This is a genomic window from Kitasatospora sp. NPDC029367 (assembly GCF_055569135.1).
In genome coordinates this window covers 106,433-123,183 of sequence record NZ_JBVHYH010000003.1, presented here as the reverse complement: position 1 = coordinate 123,183, position 16,751 = coordinate 106,433, and the positions used below count along the sequence as shown (strand labels likewise).

Annotated in this window: 14 protein-coding genes and 1 tRNA gene; 3 read left to right on the top strand and 12 right to left on the bottom strand. The window is 72.9% G+C overall.

The features are described 5' to 3' along the window. Positions 1-40 precede the first annotated feature (40 nt). The 5 genes from thrC to ACZ4W5_RS03745 all read right to left on the bottom strand — a co-directional run bounded on the left by thrC (position 41) and on the right by ACZ4W5_RS03745 (position 6,225). Positions 41-1,138: a threonine synthase gene (thrC, locus tag ACZ4W5_RS03765; protein ID WP_402481193.1), complete on the bottom strand. Its 1,098-nt coding sequence runs from the start codon at positions 1,136-1,138 to the stop codon at positions 41-43. Between the two features lie 10 nt (positions 1,139-1,148). Then, positions 1,149-2,441: a homoserine dehydrogenase gene (locus tag ACZ4W5_RS03760; protein ID WP_360233585.1), complete on the bottom strand. Its 1,293-nt coding sequence runs from the start codon at positions 2,439-2,441 to the stop codon at positions 1,149-1,151. 137 nt (positions 2,442-2,578) lie between these two features. Then, a complete protein-coding gene (gene lysA, locus ACZ4W5_RS03755; RefSeq protein WP_465652574.1) occupies positions 2,579-3,970 on the bottom strand; it encodes a diaminopimelate decarboxylase in 1,392 nt (463 codons plus the stop codon). 89 nt (positions 3,971-4,059) lie between these two features. Further along, positions 4,060-5,721, bottom strand: a complete 1,662-nt coding sequence (gene argS / locus ACZ4W5_RS03750; RefSeq protein ID WP_465652572.1) for an arginine--tRNA ligase — start codon at positions 5,719-5,721, stop codon at positions 4,060-4,062. Positions 5,722-5,805: 84 nt separating this feature from the next. Continuing rightward, complete coding sequence (locus tag ACZ4W5_RS03745; RefSeq protein ID WP_360233707.1) at positions 5,806-6,225, bottom strand: response regulator; 420 nt, start codon at positions 6,223-6,225, stop codon at positions 5,806-5,808. A 180-nt stretch (positions 6,226-6,405) separates the two neighbouring features. On the opposite strand from ACZ4W5_RS03745, the gene ACZ4W5_RS03740 reads away from it, so the two are divergent. Continuing rightward, positions 6,406-6,477 (top strand) — tRNA-Arg (locus ACZ4W5_RS03740). A gap of 139 nt (positions 6,478-6,616) precedes the next feature. On the opposite strand, the gene ACZ4W5_RS03735 is transcribed toward ACZ4W5_RS03740, so the two are convergent. The 3 genes from ACZ4W5_RS03735 to ACZ4W5_RS03725 form a co-directional block, all read right to left on the bottom strand. Further along, a complete protein-coding gene (locus ACZ4W5_RS03735) occupies positions 6,617-7,615 on the bottom strand; it encodes a trypsin-like serine peptidase (protein ID WP_360233576.1) in 999 nt (332 codons plus the stop codon). A gap of 261 nt (positions 7,616-7,876) precedes the next feature. Then, positions 7,877-9,496 (bottom strand): MFS transporter, encoded by a 1,620-nt coding sequence (locus ACZ4W5_RS03730; protein WP_465652570.1) that lies wholly within the window; start codon positions 9,494-9,496, stop codon positions 7,877-7,879. Between the two features lie 239 nt (positions 9,497-9,735). Then, entirely contained in the window at positions 9,736-11,442 is a 1,707-nt protein-coding gene (locus ACZ4W5_RS03725) for a DUF885 domain-containing protein (protein WP_465652568.1), read from the bottom strand. 164 nt (positions 11,443-11,606) lie between these two features. On the opposite strand from ACZ4W5_RS03725, the gene ACZ4W5_RS03720 reads away from it, so the two are divergent. Continuing rightward, positions 11,607-12,365, top strand: a complete 759-nt coding sequence (locus tag ACZ4W5_RS03720; protein WP_360233567.1) for a TetR/AcrR family transcriptional regulator — start codon at positions 11,607-11,609, stop codon at positions 12,363-12,365. Positions 12,366-12,412: 47 nt separating this feature from the next. On the opposite strand, the gene ACZ4W5_RS03715 is transcribed toward ACZ4W5_RS03720, so the two are convergent. Then, complete coding sequence (locus ACZ4W5_RS03715; protein WP_465652565.1) at positions 12,413-13,264, bottom strand: fumarylacetoacetate hydrolase family protein; 852 nt, start codon at positions 13,262-13,264, stop codon at positions 12,413-12,415. A gap of 235 nt (positions 13,265-13,499) precedes the next feature. Between ACZ4W5_RS03715 and ACZ4W5_RS03710 the strand changes: the two genes are divergently transcribed. Next, positions 13,500-13,685, top strand: coding sequence for a hypothetical protein (locus ACZ4W5_RS03710; RefSeq protein WP_465652563.1), 186 nt, complete (start codon positions 13,500-13,502; stop codon positions 13,683-13,685). Here ACZ4W5_RS03710 and ACZ4W5_RS03705 read toward each other — a convergent pair. The 3 genes from ACZ4W5_RS03705 to ACZ4W5_RS03695 all read right to left on the bottom strand — a co-directional run bounded on the left by ACZ4W5_RS03705 (position 13,641) and on the right by ACZ4W5_RS03695 (position 16,741). After that, complete coding sequence (locus tag ACZ4W5_RS03705; protein ID WP_465652561.1) at positions 13,641-14,849, bottom strand: serine/threonine-protein kinase; 1,209 nt, start codon at positions 14,847-14,849, stop codon at positions 13,641-13,643. The genes ACZ4W5_RS03710 and ACZ4W5_RS03705 overlap by 45 nt on opposite strands. A 93-nt stretch (positions 14,850-14,942) precedes the next feature. Then, complete coding sequence (locus ACZ4W5_RS03700; protein WP_465652559.1) at positions 14,943-15,932, bottom strand: ABC transporter substrate-binding protein; 990 nt, start codon at positions 15,930-15,932, stop codon at positions 14,943-14,945. 56 nt (positions 15,933-15,988) lie between these two features. Next, positions 15,989-16,741, bottom strand: a complete 753-nt coding sequence (locus ACZ4W5_RS03695) for an amino acid ABC transporter ATP-binding protein (protein ID WP_465652610.1) — start codon at positions 16,739-16,741, stop codon at positions 15,989-15,991. Between the last annotated feature and the right edge of the window lie 10 nt (positions 16,742-16,751).

Genomic DNA, 16,751 nt, shown 5'->3' with positions numbered 1-16,751 from the left:
CCCCGAAAGGGTCGGCCCGTCGCAGTGTCAGGCCCCGCCGTCAGTCCAGCAGTCCGAGCCGCCGGGCCGCGGCCTCCGGGTCGACCGGGACGACCTGCGGCTGCGGCGCACCGGCCACCGCCCAGTCCGGGTCCTTGAGGCCGTTGCCGGTCACCGTGCAGACGATCCGCTGGCCCGGGTCGACCAGTCCGGCCTCCGCCTTGGCCAGCAGGCCGGCCACCGAGGCGGCCGAGGCGGGCTCCACGAAGACGCCCTCCTGTGCGGCCAACAGCCGGTAGGCGGCGAGGATCTGACGGTCCGTCACCTTGTCGATGAGGCCGCCGGACTCGTCCCGCGCGGCGAGCGCGAAGTCCCAGGAGGCCGGGTTGCCGATCCGGATCGCGGTGGCGATGGTCTGCGGCTTGAGGACGGGCGCGCCGTCCACGATCGGGGCCGAGCCGGCGGCCTGGAAGCCCCACATCCGCGGGGTGCGGGCGGCCATCCCGTCGGCGGCGTACTCCCGGTAGCCCTTCCAGTAGGCCGTGATGTTGCCCGCGTTGCCGACCGGCAGGACGTGGATGTCCGGGGCGTCGCCGAGCATGTCGACGATCTCGAAGGCCGCCGTCTTCTGGCCCTCGATCCGCACCGGGTTCACCGAGTTGACCAGCGCCACCGGGTACTTCTCGGACAGTTCGCGGGCGAGCGTCAGGCAGTCGTCGAAGTTCCCGTCGACCTGGAGGATCTTCGCGCCGTGCACCAGCGCCTGGCCCATCTTGCCCAGGGCGATCTTGCCCTGGGGGACGAGCACGGCGCAGACCATCCCGGCCCGCACCGCGTAGGCGGCGGCGGAGGCCGAGGTGTTGCCGGTGGAGGCGCAGATGACGGCCTGGGCGCCCTCCTCCTTGGCCTTGGAGATGGCCATCGTCATCCCGCGGTCCTTGAAGGAACCGGTCGGGTTGGCGCCCTCGACCTTGAGGTAGACCTCGCAGCCGGTGCGCTCGGAGAGCACCTGGGCCGGTACCAGGGGCGTGCCGCCCTCCAGCAGGGTGACCACCGGGGTGGCCGCGGTGACCGGCAGGCGGTCCCGGTACTCCTCGATCAGGCCGCGCCACTGGTGGGTGTGCGCGCCTCGGACGACGTTCTCGGCAACGGCGTTCATGGCTGGTTCCTTATTCCCCTTCGACCCGCATGATGCTGGCCACGTCCCGCACGCTGTCCAGCGCGCGGAGCTTGTCGACCGTCGCCGACAGCGCGGCGTCGGTGGCACGGTGGGTGACCACGACGAGCGAGGCGTCGCCGTCGCGGCCCTGCTGGCGCACGGTGTCGATGGAGACGCCGTGCTCGGCGAAGACGGACGCGACCTGGGCGAGCACACCCGCCCGGTCGTCCACGTCCAGGCTGACGTGGTAGCGGGTGACCACCTCGTCCATCGGCTTGGCGGGCAGCTGCGTGTACACGGAGTCACCGGGACCGGTGGCCCCGGCCAGCTTGTTGCGGCAGACCGCGACCAGGTCGCCGAGCACCGCGGAGGCGGTCGGCGAGCCGCCCGCGCCCGGGCCGTAGAACATCAGCCGGCCGGCCGCCTCGGCCTCGACGAACACCGCGTTGTACGCCTCGCGGACGGACGCCAGCGGGTGCGAGAGCGGGATCATCGCGGGGTGGACCCGCGCGGTGACGGACTCGCCGTCGGCGGCCCGCTCGCAGATCGCCAGCAGCTTGACCACGCAGCCCATCGCCTTGGCGGAGGCGATGTCGGCGGCGGTGACCTCGGTGATGCCCTCGCGGTAGACGTCCGCCGCGGTGACCTCGGTGTGGAAGGCGATCCCGGCCAGGATGGCGGCCTTGGCGGCGGCGTCGAAGCCCTCGACGTCGGCCGTCGGGTCCGCCTCGGCGTAGCCGAGCGCGGTGGCCTCCTCCAGCGCCTCCGAGTAGCCGGCGCCGGTGGTGTCCATCTTGTCGAGGATGAAGTTGGTGGTGCCGTTGACGATGCCCAGCACCCGGTTGACCTTGTCCCCCGCGAGGGACTCGCGCAGCGGGCGCAGCAGCGGGATCGCGCCCGCCACCGCGGCCTCGTAGTACAGGTCCACGCCGGCCGCGGCGGCCGCCTCGTGCAGCTCGGTGCCGTCCTTGGCGAGCAGCGCCTTGTTGGCGCTGACCACCGAGGCGCCCTGCTCGAAGGCCGACAGGATCAGCGATTTGGACGGCTCGATGCCGCCCACCACCTCGACCACGACGTCGATGTCGCCCCGGGTGACCAGGGCCTCGGCGTCGGTGGTGATCAGGTGCTCGGGCACCCCGGGGCGCACCCGGCCGGCCCGGCGGACCGCGATCCCGGCGAGCTCGACCGGGGCACCGATGCGAGCGGCGAGGTCGTCGGCCGTCGTCGTCATGATGCGCGCCACCTCGGAGCCCACCACACCACAACCCAGCAACGCCACCTTCAGCGGGCGCGTACGCATCATCCGACTCCGCTCTGCATTCTTCGTGCTTCGGTATTTCCGGCGGTTTTCAGGGGCCGCCGGAGACTTCGGTCCGTACCAGTCTCGGGGACTTTCCGCACGGATCTACGGTCGTTCCATGATCTGAGACGAGAATTTCGTCATCCGATATCCAGCCGCAGGAGATCCTCCTCCGTCTCGCGCCGGACGATCACCCGGGCCGCGCCGTCCTTGACGGCGAGCACCGGCGGCCTGAGGGCGTGGTTGTAGTTGCTCGCCATCGAGCGGCAGTAGGCGCCGGTGGCGGGCACCGCGATCAGGTCGCCCGGGGCCAGGTCGGACGGCAGGAAGGCGTCCCGGACGACGATGTCGCCGGACTCGCAGTGCTTGCCGACCACCCGCACCAGCATCGGCTCGGCCTCGCTGGTGCGCGACACCAGGGCCACCGAGTACTCGGCGTCGTACAGCGCGGTGCGGATGTTGTCGGACATCCCGCCGTCCACGCTGACGTAGGTGCGCAGGCCCTCCAGCGGCTTGACGGTGCCGACCTGGTACAGCGTGAACGCGGTCGGGCCGACGATCGCCCGGCCCGGCTCCACGCTCAGCCGGGGGGCGTTCAGGTTCGCGGCGGCGCACTCGCGGCGGACGATCTCGGCCAGCGCGGCGGCGATCTCGGCCGGCTCGCGCGGGTCGTCCTCGCTGGTGTAGGCGATGCCCAGGCCGCCGCCGAGGTCGATCTCGGGCAGCTCGACGCCGTGCTCGTCGCGGATCCCGGCCAGCAGGCCGACCACCCGGCGGGCGGCGACCTCGAAGCCCGCCATGTCGAAGATCTGCGAGCCGATGTGCGAGTGGATGCCGCGCAGCTCCAGGCTGTCGTGGCCGAGCACCCGGCGCACCGCCTCGGCGGCCGCTCCCCCGTTGAGGGACAGGCCGAACTTCTGGTCCTCGTGCGCGGTGGCGATGAACTCGTGGGTGTGCGCCTCGACGCCGACGGTGATCCGGATCAGCACCTGCTGGCGCACGCCCTGGCGGGCGGCGATCGCGGCCAGCCGCTCGATCTCCTCGTAGGAGTCGACCACGATGTGCCCGACGCCGGTCTTCACGGCGTGTTCCAGCTCGTCCACCGACTTGTTGTTGCCGTGCAGCGCGATCCGCTCCGGCGGCATCCCGGCGGCCAGCGCCACCGCCAACTCGCCGACGCTGCACACGTCGAGGTTGAGGCCCTCCTCGTGCAGCCAGCGCACGACCGCCTTGGAGAGGAAGGCCTTGCCGGCGTAGTAGACGTCCGCGTCGGTGCCGAAGGCGTCCCGCCAGGCGCGGGCCCGGCTGCGGAAGTCCTCCTCGTCCAGCACGTAGGCCGGGGTGCCGAACTCGGCCGCCAGCCGCTTGACGTCGATCCCGCCGACGGTGGCCACGCCCTCGGCGTCGCGGGCGACGGTGCGCGACCAGACCTTGGGGTCGAGCGCGTTGAGGTCGGCCGGCGGGGCCTGGTAGTGGCCCTCGGGCAGGACGTCACCGTGCCGGGGGCCTGCGGGGTGTGCGGAACGACTCATGTCCGGGTTCCTTCGAGACCTATGGCGAGGGGCGGCGACGGTCCCCGTTGACCGTCAGCCGCCCCCCGCTGAGCGCTTGGGGGTGGTGCCTACATCCGCTCGGGCGCCGTCACGCCCAGGAGCGTGAGGCCGTTGGCGATGACCGTGCGCGTGGCGTCGGCCAGCCAGAGGCGGGCGCGCGTGAGGTCGGTGACCTCCTCGTCGCCCCGGGGCAGGATGCGGCAGTTGTCGTAGAAGCGGTGGTACTTGGCGGCCAGGTCCTCCAGGTACACGGCGACCCGGTGCGGCTCGCGCAGCTCGCCGGCCGCGGCCAGCACGCGCGGGAACTCGCCGAGGTGGCCGAGCAGGTCGGACTCCCACTCGGTGGCCAGCAGCTCCGGTTTGAAGTCCTCGGCCGCACCGCGCGTGATGCCCTGGTCGTCGGCGTTGCGCTGGACCGCGCACATCCGCGAGTGGGCGTACTGGACGTAGTAGACCCGGTTCTCGTTGGTCTGGCTGGTCAGGATGTTGATGTCCAGCGTGATCGTCGAGTCCGTGGAGGAGCGCGCCAGGGTGTAGCGGGCGGCGTCGACGCCGATCCACTCGACCACGTCGTCGATCGTGATGATGTTGCCGGCCCGCTTGGACATGCGGACCTCTTCGCCGTCGCGAAGCATCTTCACGAACTGGCCGATCTTCACCTCGATGTTGTGGCCCATGTCGTCGCCCGCGCAGGCCGCGATGGCCTTGAGGCGGTTGACGTAGCCGTGGTGGTCGGCGCCCAGCATGTAGAGCGCGACCTCGGCGCCGCGGTCCCGCTTGGACAGGTAGTACGCGGCGTCGGCGGCGAAGTAGGTCTTGTCGCCGTCGGCCTTGATCAGGACGCGGTCCTTGTCGTCGCCGAAGTCGGTGGTGCGCAGGAAGACCGCGCCGTCCTGCTCGAAGACGTGGCCCTGCTCGCGCAGCCGCTCGATGGCCTTCTCGACGGCGCCCGAGTCGTGCAGCGTCTTCTCCGAGAACCAGACGTCGAAGTGGGTGCCGAACTCGTCCATCGAGCGCTTGATCTCGGCCACCATGAGCTTGAGGCCCTCGGTGCGGAAGACCTCCAGCTGCTCGGCCTCGGGCAGGTCGAGCACGCCCGGGATCGCGTCGGTGAGCGCCTTGGCGATGTCGACGATGTACTCGCCGACGTAGCCGCCCTCGGGGACCTCGCGGCCGTTCGCGGCGGCCTGCAGCGAGGCGGCGAACTTGCTGATCTGCACGCCGGCGTCGTTGAGGTAGTACTCGGTGGTGACGTCGGCGCCGGAGGCCCGCAGCACCCGCGCCAGCGAGTCGCCGACGGCGGCCCAGCGGACGCCGCCGATGTGGATCGGGCCGGTCGGGTTGGCGGAGACGAACTCCAGGTTGATCTTGAGGCCCTTGAGCGCCTCGCTGCGGCCGTACGCCTCGCCCGCCTCGACGATGGTGCGGGCGAGCGCACCGGCGGTGGCGGTGTCCAGGGTGATGTTCAGGAAGCCCGGACCGGCGATGTCGACCTTGGCGACGCCGGTGATCCCTCGCAGGCGCTCGGCCAGGGCCTCGGCAACGGCTCGCGGCGGCTTGCCGGCCGCCTTGGCGAGCTGGAGGGCCACGTTCGTCGCGTAGTCGCCGTGGTCCCGGTTCTTGGGCCGCTCGACCGTCACGTGCTCGGGCACGGCGACGGCCAGTTCGCCCGCCTCGACGGCGGAGCTCACTGCGGCCTGGATTGCCTGGGAAAGGTCTGCGGGGGTCACGACGCCAAGCGTAGGCGAGACGGGGTGCCCGCCCGCCACTCGGTTTGCCGGTTGAGACGGCGCGGGACGGCGCCCCCTGGGGTGTCAGCCGTGATCCGTACGCTCTGTTCGCTCAGGGCGAAACCCGCCGGACCGTTCCGCGGCCCGCATCAGCCGGCGGACCAGGGCCACCAGATCGGCGGGGTCGAAGGGCTTGCCGAGGTAGCCGTCCACCCCGACCGCCTCCCCCAGGTCGAGGTCCGCCGGGGTGCAGGCGCTCACGATCGCGATCGGCAGCCCGCTGGTGTCCGGGGTCGCGCGCAGCCGGGCCGCCGTCCGCAGGCCGTCCAGCCGCGGCATCACCACGTCCAGCGTCACCACGTCGGGCTTCACCCGGCGGATGACCTCCAGGCACTCGGCGCCGTCGGCGGCGGTCACCACCTCGAAGCCCTCGAGCTCCAGGTTGACCCTGATCAGCTGGCGGATCACCTCGCTGTCGTCCACCACGAGGACCCGCCCGGACACTCCCGACACCTCACCGAGGGTATCGGCGGCCCCGTCGCCCCGTCCGGCCTTTGGACACTTCCGCCCGTCGGGCGGCCGGCGGCACCCCGACGATCTTTCCGGAAACCCGTGCACGGACCCCGCCGGAAGCCTGGTAGTGTTCATCCCGTCGGAACGCGCGAGTGACCGACAGGCCAACCGGCCCCCGTAGCTCAGGGGATAGAGCACCGCCCTCCGGAGGCGGGTGCGTAGGTTCGAATCCTACCGGGGGCACTTCGCAGGAAGTGCAGTCGAGGCCCAGATCAGTGGAGTTGGTCCACGGATCTGGGCCTTCGTCATGTCCGGGCACGGCTGCCCCGGGAGGGGTGCCGACGGGCCCGGGCCCCGGGGGGACGGGCCCGGACCCGTCGGGTCAGGGGGCGCTGCCCTCGACCTGGGTGTACAGGGCCGCGATGGTGTGGTCGAAGTAGGCGCTGTACGAGGTGTCGTCGCTCTCGCCGCCCTGCTGGTAGCCGCCGATCGCGCCGACCACGTCCCCGGTCGCGGTGTTGATCCAGGGGCCGCCGCTGGTGCCGGCCGGGTAGGACGGGCAGTCGATCACCCGCTGGTAGGCGCTGTGCTGGGCGGTGGTGTTGGTGCAGAGGCTGGGCGTCTCGGCGTCGGCCGGGTAGCCGTAGAGGCGGACGGTGGCGCCGAAGGACTCGTCGGTGCCGAGCTTGTTGCCGCCGACCACGTCCTCGACGTTGCGGCCGTTGTTGGGGGCGGTCTCCAGGATCGCGAAGTCCTCGTCCACGTCGCCGTTCTGGGCCCAGCCGTCGGCGGTGTGGACCGCGGTCACCTGCCAGGTGCCGTACGGCGCGGAGCCGTCGCGGTAGCCGGGGGCGAAGGTCACGCCGCCGGCGCTGCTGACGCAGTGCGCGGCGGTCAGCAGCAGGTTGCCGGTGGCGCTGTGCAGCACGCTGGCGGAGCAGAAGTGGTTGCCGGGCCCGACCGGACCGCTGAACAGGGCGCCGACGGTGGAGGACTCCCGGTCGTCGGCGGGGGCGGCGGCCGTCCGCCCGAGCGCGACGCTGCGCACGTCGGGTGCGGCGGACGCGGTCGGCGACGGAGTGTCCGTGGCGGTCGGCGTCGGGGTGTCCGTCGGGGTGGGGGTGTCCGTCGGGGTCGGGGTCGCGCTCGGGGTGGTGTCAGCGGCCGGGCCCGGCGAGGCCGGCGCCGCGCTGGCGGTGGTCGGGGCGGGCACGACGGCCCGGGTGCTGCGGGCCACCTTCCCGGCGGCCGTCGCGTCCGACAGGCCGAACCCGTGCGTCCCGGCGACCACGCCGGCCACCAGGAGGGCGGACAGCGCGGTGAACAGCGAAGGGGCGAGCAGACGGTGACGGCGTGACCTCGCGCGGCTGTGCTGGCCCATTCCCTGACTCCCCTGCCCTGGTCGGTGGCGCCTCGTTCGGTCAATGACTATGGCGCCTCAGCCTGGAAGGCTCGTTACCGTCGGCTTGGAGCTCGATGAGAAAGCGCCCACCGGAGCAGGAGCGTAACCGGAACGGGCTCCGCGATGAAGGCGGTGGAGGTCGAAGCCGGTGGATGTCGCGGCACGGCGGCGCCCCCGCGCTCCCCGGGCGGGTGGCCCGGGGAGCGCGGGGGCGCCGGGGTTGCGGTGCGCCGTCGCGGGTCAGTCGGCCGGTGGCCGGTCCCGCCCCGCCTCCGCGCGGACCTCCGCGGCCGGCTTCACGTTGGCCTTCACGTCGGCCATGGCCGCGGCCCGCGGACTCGGCCGGCCGTCCACGGCCGCCTGCGCGGCGGCCGGCGCCTGCGCGCCGCCCGGGACGGCGGTCGCCTCGGCGGGCGACGGCCGGTGGTCGATCATCAGGAAGGCGACCAGTGCGGCCAGCAGCAGCACGCCCATCGCGACCCAGGTGGCGACCACGTAGCCGTGCACCGCGCCCTGGGCCCGCACCAGCGGATCGCTGGTGATCCGGGTGGCCAGGTAGGTCGCGGTGGCACTGGCGGCGATCGTGTTCAGCAGCGCCGTACCGAGCGAACCGCCCACCTGCTGCGCCGAGTTGATGGTCGCCGAGGCCGCGCCGGCCTCGTGCGGGGCGACCCCGAGGGTGGCCAGGCTCATCGCCGGCATGAACACCAGGCCCATGCCGAAGCCGATCAGCAGCACCGAGGGCAGCACCATGGCGGCCCACGGGCTGTCCACCTTCATCTGGGTCAGCCAGGCCATGCCGCCCGCGGCCAGCAGCAGCCCGGGGGTGATCAGGTTCCGGGACGGCACCCTGGTCATCAGCCGCGCCGCCACCCCGGTCGAGCTCAGAATGATGGCCGCCGTCATGGGCAGGAAGGAGACGCCCGAGACCACCGGCGAGAAGTGCTTGATCGCCTGCATGTAGTAGGTGAGGAACAGGAACAGGCCGAACATGCCGACCATGGCCAGGCCCACCGAGAGGGCACCGCCGCCGCGGTTGCGCTCGGCCACGATGTGGATCGGCAGCAGCGGGTGCGCGGAACGCCTCTCGACCAGCACGAACACGGCCAGCAGGGCCAGGCCCAGCAGCAGCGAGCCGATCACCAGTCCGTCGCTCCAGCCCCGGGTGACGGCCTCGGAGGTGCCGAACACGATGGCCAGCAGGCCGCCGCAGCCGAGCAGCGCCCCGGGCAGGTCCAGCTTGATCCGGCGCCCCTTCTCGACGTGGTCGCGGTTGAGCACCCGGAATGCCGCGAAGGCGGTCACCGCGGCGATCGGGGCGTTCACGAACAGGCACCAGCGCCAGTCCAGGTACTCGGTGAGCAGCCCGCCGGCGATGAAGCCGATCGCGGCGCCGCCACCGGCGATCGCCCCGAAGATGCCGAAGGCCGTACTGCGTTCCTTCGGATCGGAGAAGGTGGTGGAGAGCAGCCCCAGCGCGGAGGGGGCGAGCAGGGCGCCGAACGCGCCCTGGAGGGCGCGGGCGCCGAACAGCATGGCCGGGTCGACCGCCGCGCCGCCGAGGGCGGAGGCGAGGGCGAAGCCCAGCAGGCCGAGGATGAAGACGCGCTTGCGGCCGAAGAGGTCGCCCAGCCGGCCGCCGAGCAGCAGCAGGCCGCCGAAGGCGAGGGTGTAGGCGGTGATCACCCACTGCCGGTCCGCGTCGGAGATACCCAGGTCCCGTTGGGCCGACGGCAGCGCGATGTTCACGATGGTGATGTCGAGGACGATCATGAGCTGGGCGATGGCGATGACCGTCAGCGCCCACCAGCGGCGACTGTCGGCGGTCCCATGACCGATGGCGGCGGGTTGAGCAGACACTGGTCGAGCCTTCCGGAGGGGGTACGGAGAGGTCACGCAGTCGCCTTCCAGCCAAACGCCGACATCGGGGAATGGCAAGGAAAAACCTGACAAAATCGACCTTTGTCGGACAAAAGGACCAGGGTCCCGGGACTTCTGACCGAGTCCCGGGGCCCTGGTCCCCGCCGCGCGCCTCAGCGTGCCGGGAGCTCCGCCCAGCGTGGCGGGAGCCCCGCTCGGAGCCCCACTCAGAGCGCCGCTCAGAGCGCCGAGAGCTCCTCGACCAGGTCGTCCAGCCCCAGCGAGCCCTGGGAGAGCGCCGCCATGTGCCAGGCCTTGAGGTCGAACTCCTCGCCGCGCGCCTCGTGCGCCGCCCGCGCCGCCGCCCGGCCCCGCAGCCAGGCGCGCTCGCCCAGCTTGTAGCCGATCGCCTGGCCGGGCATGCCCAGGTAGCGGACCAGCTCGCTGTCCAGGAAGTCCGCGGACAGGCCGCAGTAGCGGCCGAAGAACTCCCGCCCGTGCTCCGGGCTCACCGGCTCGCCCGGCCGGTACGGGGAGTCCGCCGGGAAGTCCAGGCCGACGTGCATGCCGATGTCGACGATGACCCGCAGCGCCCGCATCATCTGGGCGTTGAGGAAGCCCAGCCGGTGGCCCGGGTCGGTGAGGTAGCCGAGCTCGTCCATCAGGCGCTCGGCGTACAGCGCCCAGCCCTCCAGGTTGGCGCTCACCCCGCCGAGGCTCACCTGGTAGCTGGAGAGCCGGTCGGCGACGTACACCCACTGCGCGAGCTGGAGGTGGTGGCCGGGGACGCCCTCGTGGTACCAGGTCGACACCAGGTCCCAGACCGGGAAGCGCTCCTCGCCGAGGACCGGCAGCCAGGTCCGGCCGGGGCGGCTGAAGTCCAGGGCGGGCTGGGTGTAGTACGGGGCGGCGGCGCTGCCGGGCGGGGCGATCCGCGACTCGACCCGGGTGACCGGCTCGGCCAGGTCGAAGTGGGTGCCCTGGAGGTCCCGGATGGCCTGGTCCATCAGGCCCTGGAGGTACTCCCGGGCCGCCTCGGCGCCCTCGATCGCCGGGCCGTCCGTCTCCAGCCACTTCATCGCCGCCATCGGGCCGACGCCCGGGCGGACCTTCTCGGCCTCGGCCTCCATCTGCGCGAGCAGGTCGTGGAACTCGCTCCAGGCCCACGCGTACGCCTCGTCCAGGTCCAGGTCCGCGCCCGTCCAGTAGCGCACCCAGCGGGCGTAGCGCTCCCGCCCGGCGGTGTCCGGGGCGTCGGCGGCGGCCGGGCCGTACACGTCGCGCAGCCAGTCGCGCAGCGCGGCCAGCGCCTCGGCGGCGGCCACCGCGTGCACGGACAGCTCGGCCCGCACGCTCTCCGGGGCGTCCTGGACGAACTCGCCGAACCAGCCGCCCGGGACGTCCCCGGCCAGCCACTCGCCGAACTGGCCGACCACCGTCTCGACCTGGCGCGGGCCGGACAGCAGACCGCGCTCGATGCCCTCGGCCAGCGTCCGCCGGTACTGCTCCAGCGCCAGCGGGACGCGGGCCAGCCGGCGGCCGATCAGCTGCCACTCGGCCTCGGTGCCGGTGGCCATCAGCGTGAAGGCCTCCCGCGTGTTGTGCACCGGGGAGCCCAGGTTGCGCACCGCGCGGTAGTCCTCCCCGGCGTCGTGCACGGCGAGTTCGGCGGTCAGCCGCTCGCGCAGCAGGCGGGCGCAGCGGCGCTCGGCCTCGTCGTCGGCGGCTCCGGCCCGCTCGGCCTCGTCCAGCCGGGCCAGGGTGCGGCGGGCGAGGTCGGCGATCCGCTCGGCGCCCTCCGGGGAGAGGTCGGGCAGCCGGTCGTCCTCGGGGTTGAGGCCGAGGTAGACGGCGGTCAGCGGGTCGAGGTCGGCCAGGGCCTGGACGTAACCGTCGGCGATGCGGCGGGGAGTGTCGCCGCCGGTGGTGATCAGTTCTTCAACCATTCGGACATCATGGCGGTGCCCGGGCCGATTGCAAGCCTCCGTCATCGACCGTTGACGGGCTGGGGTCCACGGTCTGACCCAGCGTGAGCGAGGCAAACGCCCGTTCGGAGAGATCCGGTGCGCGACAGGCCCCGATCGGTACCACGCCCATTACGCTGACGGCCATGGAAGCCCGCCCCACCTCGGCAACCGACCCGGCCGCCCCCGGACCACGCCCGCGCCGCGCCGGCTACCGGCGGCTGCCGGTCGAACAGCGGCGCGAGCAGCTGATCGCGGTCGCCCTGGAGCTGTTCGCCGCCCGGCCGCCCGAGGAGGTCAGCCTGGACGACGTCGCCGAGGCCGCCGGCGCCTCCCGGCCGCTGGTCTACCGCTACTTCGCGGGCGGCAAGCAGCAGTTGTACGAGGCCGCGCTGCGCACCGCGGCGGACGAGCTGACCGGGCGGTTCGCCGTCCCGTCGGCCGGGCGGCCCTCCGAGCAGCTGGCCGCGGCGCTGGACGGCTACTTCGCCTTCGTGGCCGAGCACGACGCGGGCTACTCGGCGCTGCTGCGCGGCGGTTCGGTGGTGGAGACGGCCCGGACCACGGCCATCGTGGACGACGTCCGGCGGGCGGCGCTCCGGCGGACCCTGCGGCACCTGGGGGTGCGGGAGGCCGGGCCGCGGCTGACCCTGCTGGTGCGCTCCTGGATCGCGGTCGTCGAGGGCGCGTCGCTGAGCTGGCTGGACGAGGGGCGCGCGCTGCCGGTGGAGGGGCTGCGGGACTGGCTGGTGGACCAGTTCACGGCGATGGCGGCGGCGACGGCGCTGCACGATCCGCAGACGGCGGAGGTGCTGGCGGGGCTGCTCGCGCTGGAGGGGCCGCGGGCGGAACGGGCCGAACGGCTGCGGGCGGTGCTGGGCGGCGCTCGCCCGGACGGGGCCTGACGGCCTCCCGACCCCCGTGCCAAGGGTCGGGCCTCAGGCCGCGGGCCTCAGGCCTTGCCGAGCACCTGGCGCTGCCGGCCGAGGCCGTCGATCTCGATCTCGACGACGTCCCCGGGGGCCAGGAACGGCTTGCCCGGGTGGCCCAGGGTGACCCCGGCCGGGGTGCCGGTGACCATCACGTCGCCGGGCTCCAGCACCATGAACTGGCTGGCGTAGCGCACGAGTTCCAGCACCGGGAAGATCATCTCCGCGGTGCTGCCGTGCTGCCGCCGCTCGCCGTTGACCCAGAGCCGCAGCGTCAGGGCCTGCGGGTCGGCCACCTCGTCCGCGGTGACCAGCCAGGGCCCGAGCGGGGTGAAGGTCTCCGCCGACTTGCCCTTGTCCCACTGGCCGCCGCGCTCGAACTGGAAGGCCCGCTCGGTGACGTCGTTGGCGATCGTGTAGCCGGCGATCACGGCGGCGGCCTCGGCGTGCGAGTCCAGGTAGCGGGCGGTGCGGCCGATCACGATCGCCAGCTCGGCCTCGTAGTCGGTCTTCTCACCGCCGCGCGGCACCAGCACCTCGTCGTAGGGGCCGACCACGGTGGAGCTCGGCTTGAGGAAGATCACCGGCTCCTCCGGGATCGCCGCCCCGGCCTCGGCCGCGTGGTCACGGTAGTTGAGCCCGATGCCGACCACCTTGCCCGGCCGGGCCACCGGCGCGCCCACCCGCTGGCCGGCCAGGTCCACCACCGGCAACGCGCCGGCGGCCACCTCCCGGGCCAGCTCGGCGGTGTCCAGCCCGGCGAGGAAGGCCCCGTCGAGGTCGCGGGCCCGTCCGGAGAGGTCGTACGCGGTGCCGTCCTGGCCCAGTACGACCGGGCGCTCGGCGCCCGGGGGTCCGACGCGGAGGAGCTTCATCGATCCGTCACCAGCCTTTCGTCGCAGCTCACCGGGGCGGCGCGGACACCGCTCCCGAGTCTGGCAACGAGGTATATCAACGGGCCGGGCCGGTGGACCAGACCGTCCCGATGGGCGGATTCCCATCAAATCGCACGAAGCCACGGGGGCCCGAATAGGTGGCCCGTACGGTTGACAGACCTCCCGGGCCGCCGGATCCACCGGACCGGGAGGTCGGATCCACCGGACGGACGTGGTGTCCAACGTCCAGGGGCAGACCCGGCCGGGGGTGTTCCACACCGACCCGGGACTGGCCCTCGCCTCCTTCCACCGGCTCGCCGCGCTACCGGTGGAGACCGCCGTCTTCGGGCACGGCGACCCGATCGCCGCCGGCGCCTCAGCCGCGCTGCGCGCCGCCGCCGAGCAGCACCCGCAGGTCTAGCGAGGGCCCCTGGCCCGGGCCGAGCCGCTCGGCCTCCCGCCGCCAGTGCGCGAGGTCGCGGCGCAGGTCGGCCCGGGCCTCCGGGGCGGTGCCGGGCTGCTCGGCCAGCGCCTCCAGCAGGGCGACGGCGGCGGCCCGGCCGCCGTCCCGGGCCAGCCAGAGGGCCAGGTCGTGGCAGGTGCGCAGAGTGCGCGGGTCGGCCGGGCCGCAGGTCCGGGCGAAGTCGGGGACGAGCTGGAGCAGCATGTCCACCGCGTCCCCGGGCCGGCCCTCGGCGCCGTGCTGCCAGGCCTGGTCGGCCCGGCGGCGCAGCTGCTCCGGGCTGGGCCCCGGCCCCTGCAGCCCGGGCCGGACCGCGCGCAGCAGCTCCAGCACCTCGGCGGCGTCGGCGGGCCGGTCCGCGGGCCGCTTGGCGAGCAGCCGGGCGACCAGCTCGGCCAGCGCCGGGTCCGTGCCGCGCAGCCGGGGCGGGGTCTCGTCCATGTGCTTGCGCATGTACTCGTACGGCGAGTCGGCGCGGAACGGCCGGCGGCCGGTGCTGACCTCGTACAGCATCACGCCGAAGGCGTAGAGGTCGGCCCGGCCGTCCACGGTGCCGCCGGACCAGCACTCGGGCGCCAGGTACGGGACGGTGCCGACCACGCTGCCGGTGGAGGTGAGCCCGACCGACTGGGTGAGCAGCCGGGCGATGCCGAAGTCCAGCACCTTGGCCCGGCCCCCGCCGTCCTGGATCATGACGTTCTCCGGCTTGATGTCCCGGTGGATCACCCCGCTGCGGTGCGCGACGTCGAGCGCCTCGCAGACCTGGGTCATCCAGGCCAGCGCGAGTCCGTGCTCCGGCAGGCCGTCCTTGAGCACCGCGGACAGTGGGCGGCCCCGGACCAGCTCCATCACCAGGTAGTGGAGCTCCCCCTCGGCACCGGTGGCCCGGCCGTAGTCGTGCACCGTGACGATGTGCGGATGGGACAGGTTCCCGGCCAGCTTGGCCTCGCGGACGAACCGGCCGACGGCCTCCCGGTCGGCCGCGTGCTCGGCCAGCAGCAGCTTGACCGCGACCGGCCGGTCCAGCACGGTGTCGGTCGCCCGCCAGACCTCGCCGAAGCCGCCCTTGCCCAGCCACTCCTCCAGCCGGAAGCGGCCGCCGAGCACCTCACCCTTGCGCATGCCCTCCCCCAACGTGCCCCCGCCCGACCGGCGTTCGCCGTCGGAGGGGTCACCATAGCGGCGGTCGGGGACGAACGGGTGAACGACGGAGGCTCATGCCTTGGGCTTCGGAAGGCCCAGCGGGTTGATCTCGGAGGTCTGGACGGCCTCGTTCTCCAGGCCCCAGCGCTTGAGCACCTGCCCGTACGTCCCGTTCCTGATCAGCTCGTTGATGGCGCCGTTGAGCGCCTTGACCAGGCCGTTGTCCTTGTGGGTGGTGGCCGCGATCTTGCCGAGGACGTCCGCGCCGCCGCCCGAGTAGGTGCCGACCACCTCGGTCTCGCCGGTCTGCACGGCGTGGAAGGCCAGGCTGGGGTTGGGGCCGGTGTAGACGTCGATCCGGCCGGAGGAGAGCGCCAGGTAGTACTCGGTGCCGGAGAAGTACTTGATGTCGATCGGCTTGAGGCCGTTGCGGACGTTCTCCTCGCTCCAGGAGAGCAGCAGCTTCTCCTGGTTGGTGCCGGTGGCGACGCCGACGGACCGGCCGGCCAGGTCCTTGGCGCCGGTGACCTTGATCCCGCTGCCCTTCTTGGTCTCGAAGCCGAGGACGTCCAGCCGGTAGGTGGCGAAGTCGTACTTCTCCTTGCGCTCCTCGGTGACGGTGATGTTGGACAGGCCGGCGTCGTACTTGCCACTGTCCAGGCCGACGAAGATGTTCTCCCAGGAGACCGGGTTGAACTCGACCTTGAGGCCGAGCACGTCGCCGATCAGCGAGGCGATGTCCGGCTCGATGCCGATGATCGTCTTGTCGTCGTTGGCGTAGAAGTCCAGCGGCGGGGTGGTGCCGATCGAGTCGACGACCTTCAAGGTGCCTCTCTTCCGGATCTCCTCCGGGACGAGTGCCGCGATCGCGTCGACCTTGGCCGTCGAGACCCGGTTCTGCTGCGGCGACAGGTTCACCACGGTGCCGTTCGGCGCCGTGCTGCCCTTGGCCGGGGCGAGTTCCGCCGAGGCGCCGTTCGCGCCGCTGCCGCAGCCGGCCAGGACGAGGGCGGCGGCGAGCGAGCCGGCGGCGGTCACGAGGGCGCGACGGGGTAGGGACATGGCGGAACTCCTGCTCAGGTGAAGGGGGTTCGGTTCGGGGAGATTCGGGCGGGGTGCTACAGCACCTTGGCCAGGAAGGCCCGGGTGCGCTCCTGCCGCGGACGGTCCAGGACCTCGGCGGGCGGGCCCTGCTCGACCACCACGCCGCCGTCCATGAAGACCACGGTGTCGGCGACCTCGCGGGCGAAGCCGATCTCGTGGGTGACCACGATCATCGTGGTGCCGCTGCGGGCGAGGTCCTTGATGACGTCCAGCACCTCGCCGACCAGTTCGGGGTCGAGCGCCGAGGTCGGCTCGTCGAACAGCAGCACCTTGGGCTCCAGGGCCAGCGCCCGGGCGATCGCCACCCGCTGCTGCTGGCCGCCGGACAGCTGCCGGGGGTAGGCGGCGGCCTTGTCGGCCAGGCCGACCCGCTCCAGCAGCGCCAGCGCCGCCGTCCTGGCCTCGGCCCGCGGGCGGCCCAGGGCGGCGATCGGCGCCTCGACCAGGTTCTCCAGCACCGTCAGGTGCGGGAACAGGTTGAAGTTCTGGAACACGAAGCCGATGCCGGTGCGCTGGCGCAGCACCTCGCGCTCCTTGAGCTCGTACAGCCGGTCGCCGGAGCGGCGGTAGCCGATCAGCTCGCCGTCGATGGCGACGTGGCCGCGGTCCAGCTTCTCCAGGTGGTTGATCGCCCGCAGCAGGGTGGACTTGCCGGAGCCGGACGGGCCGAGCACCACGGTGACCGAGCCGGCCGGGACGTCCAGGTCGACCCCGCGCAGCACCTCCAGCCGGCCGAAGCTCTTGTGCAGGCCGCGGACCTGCACCATCGGGGCGGCC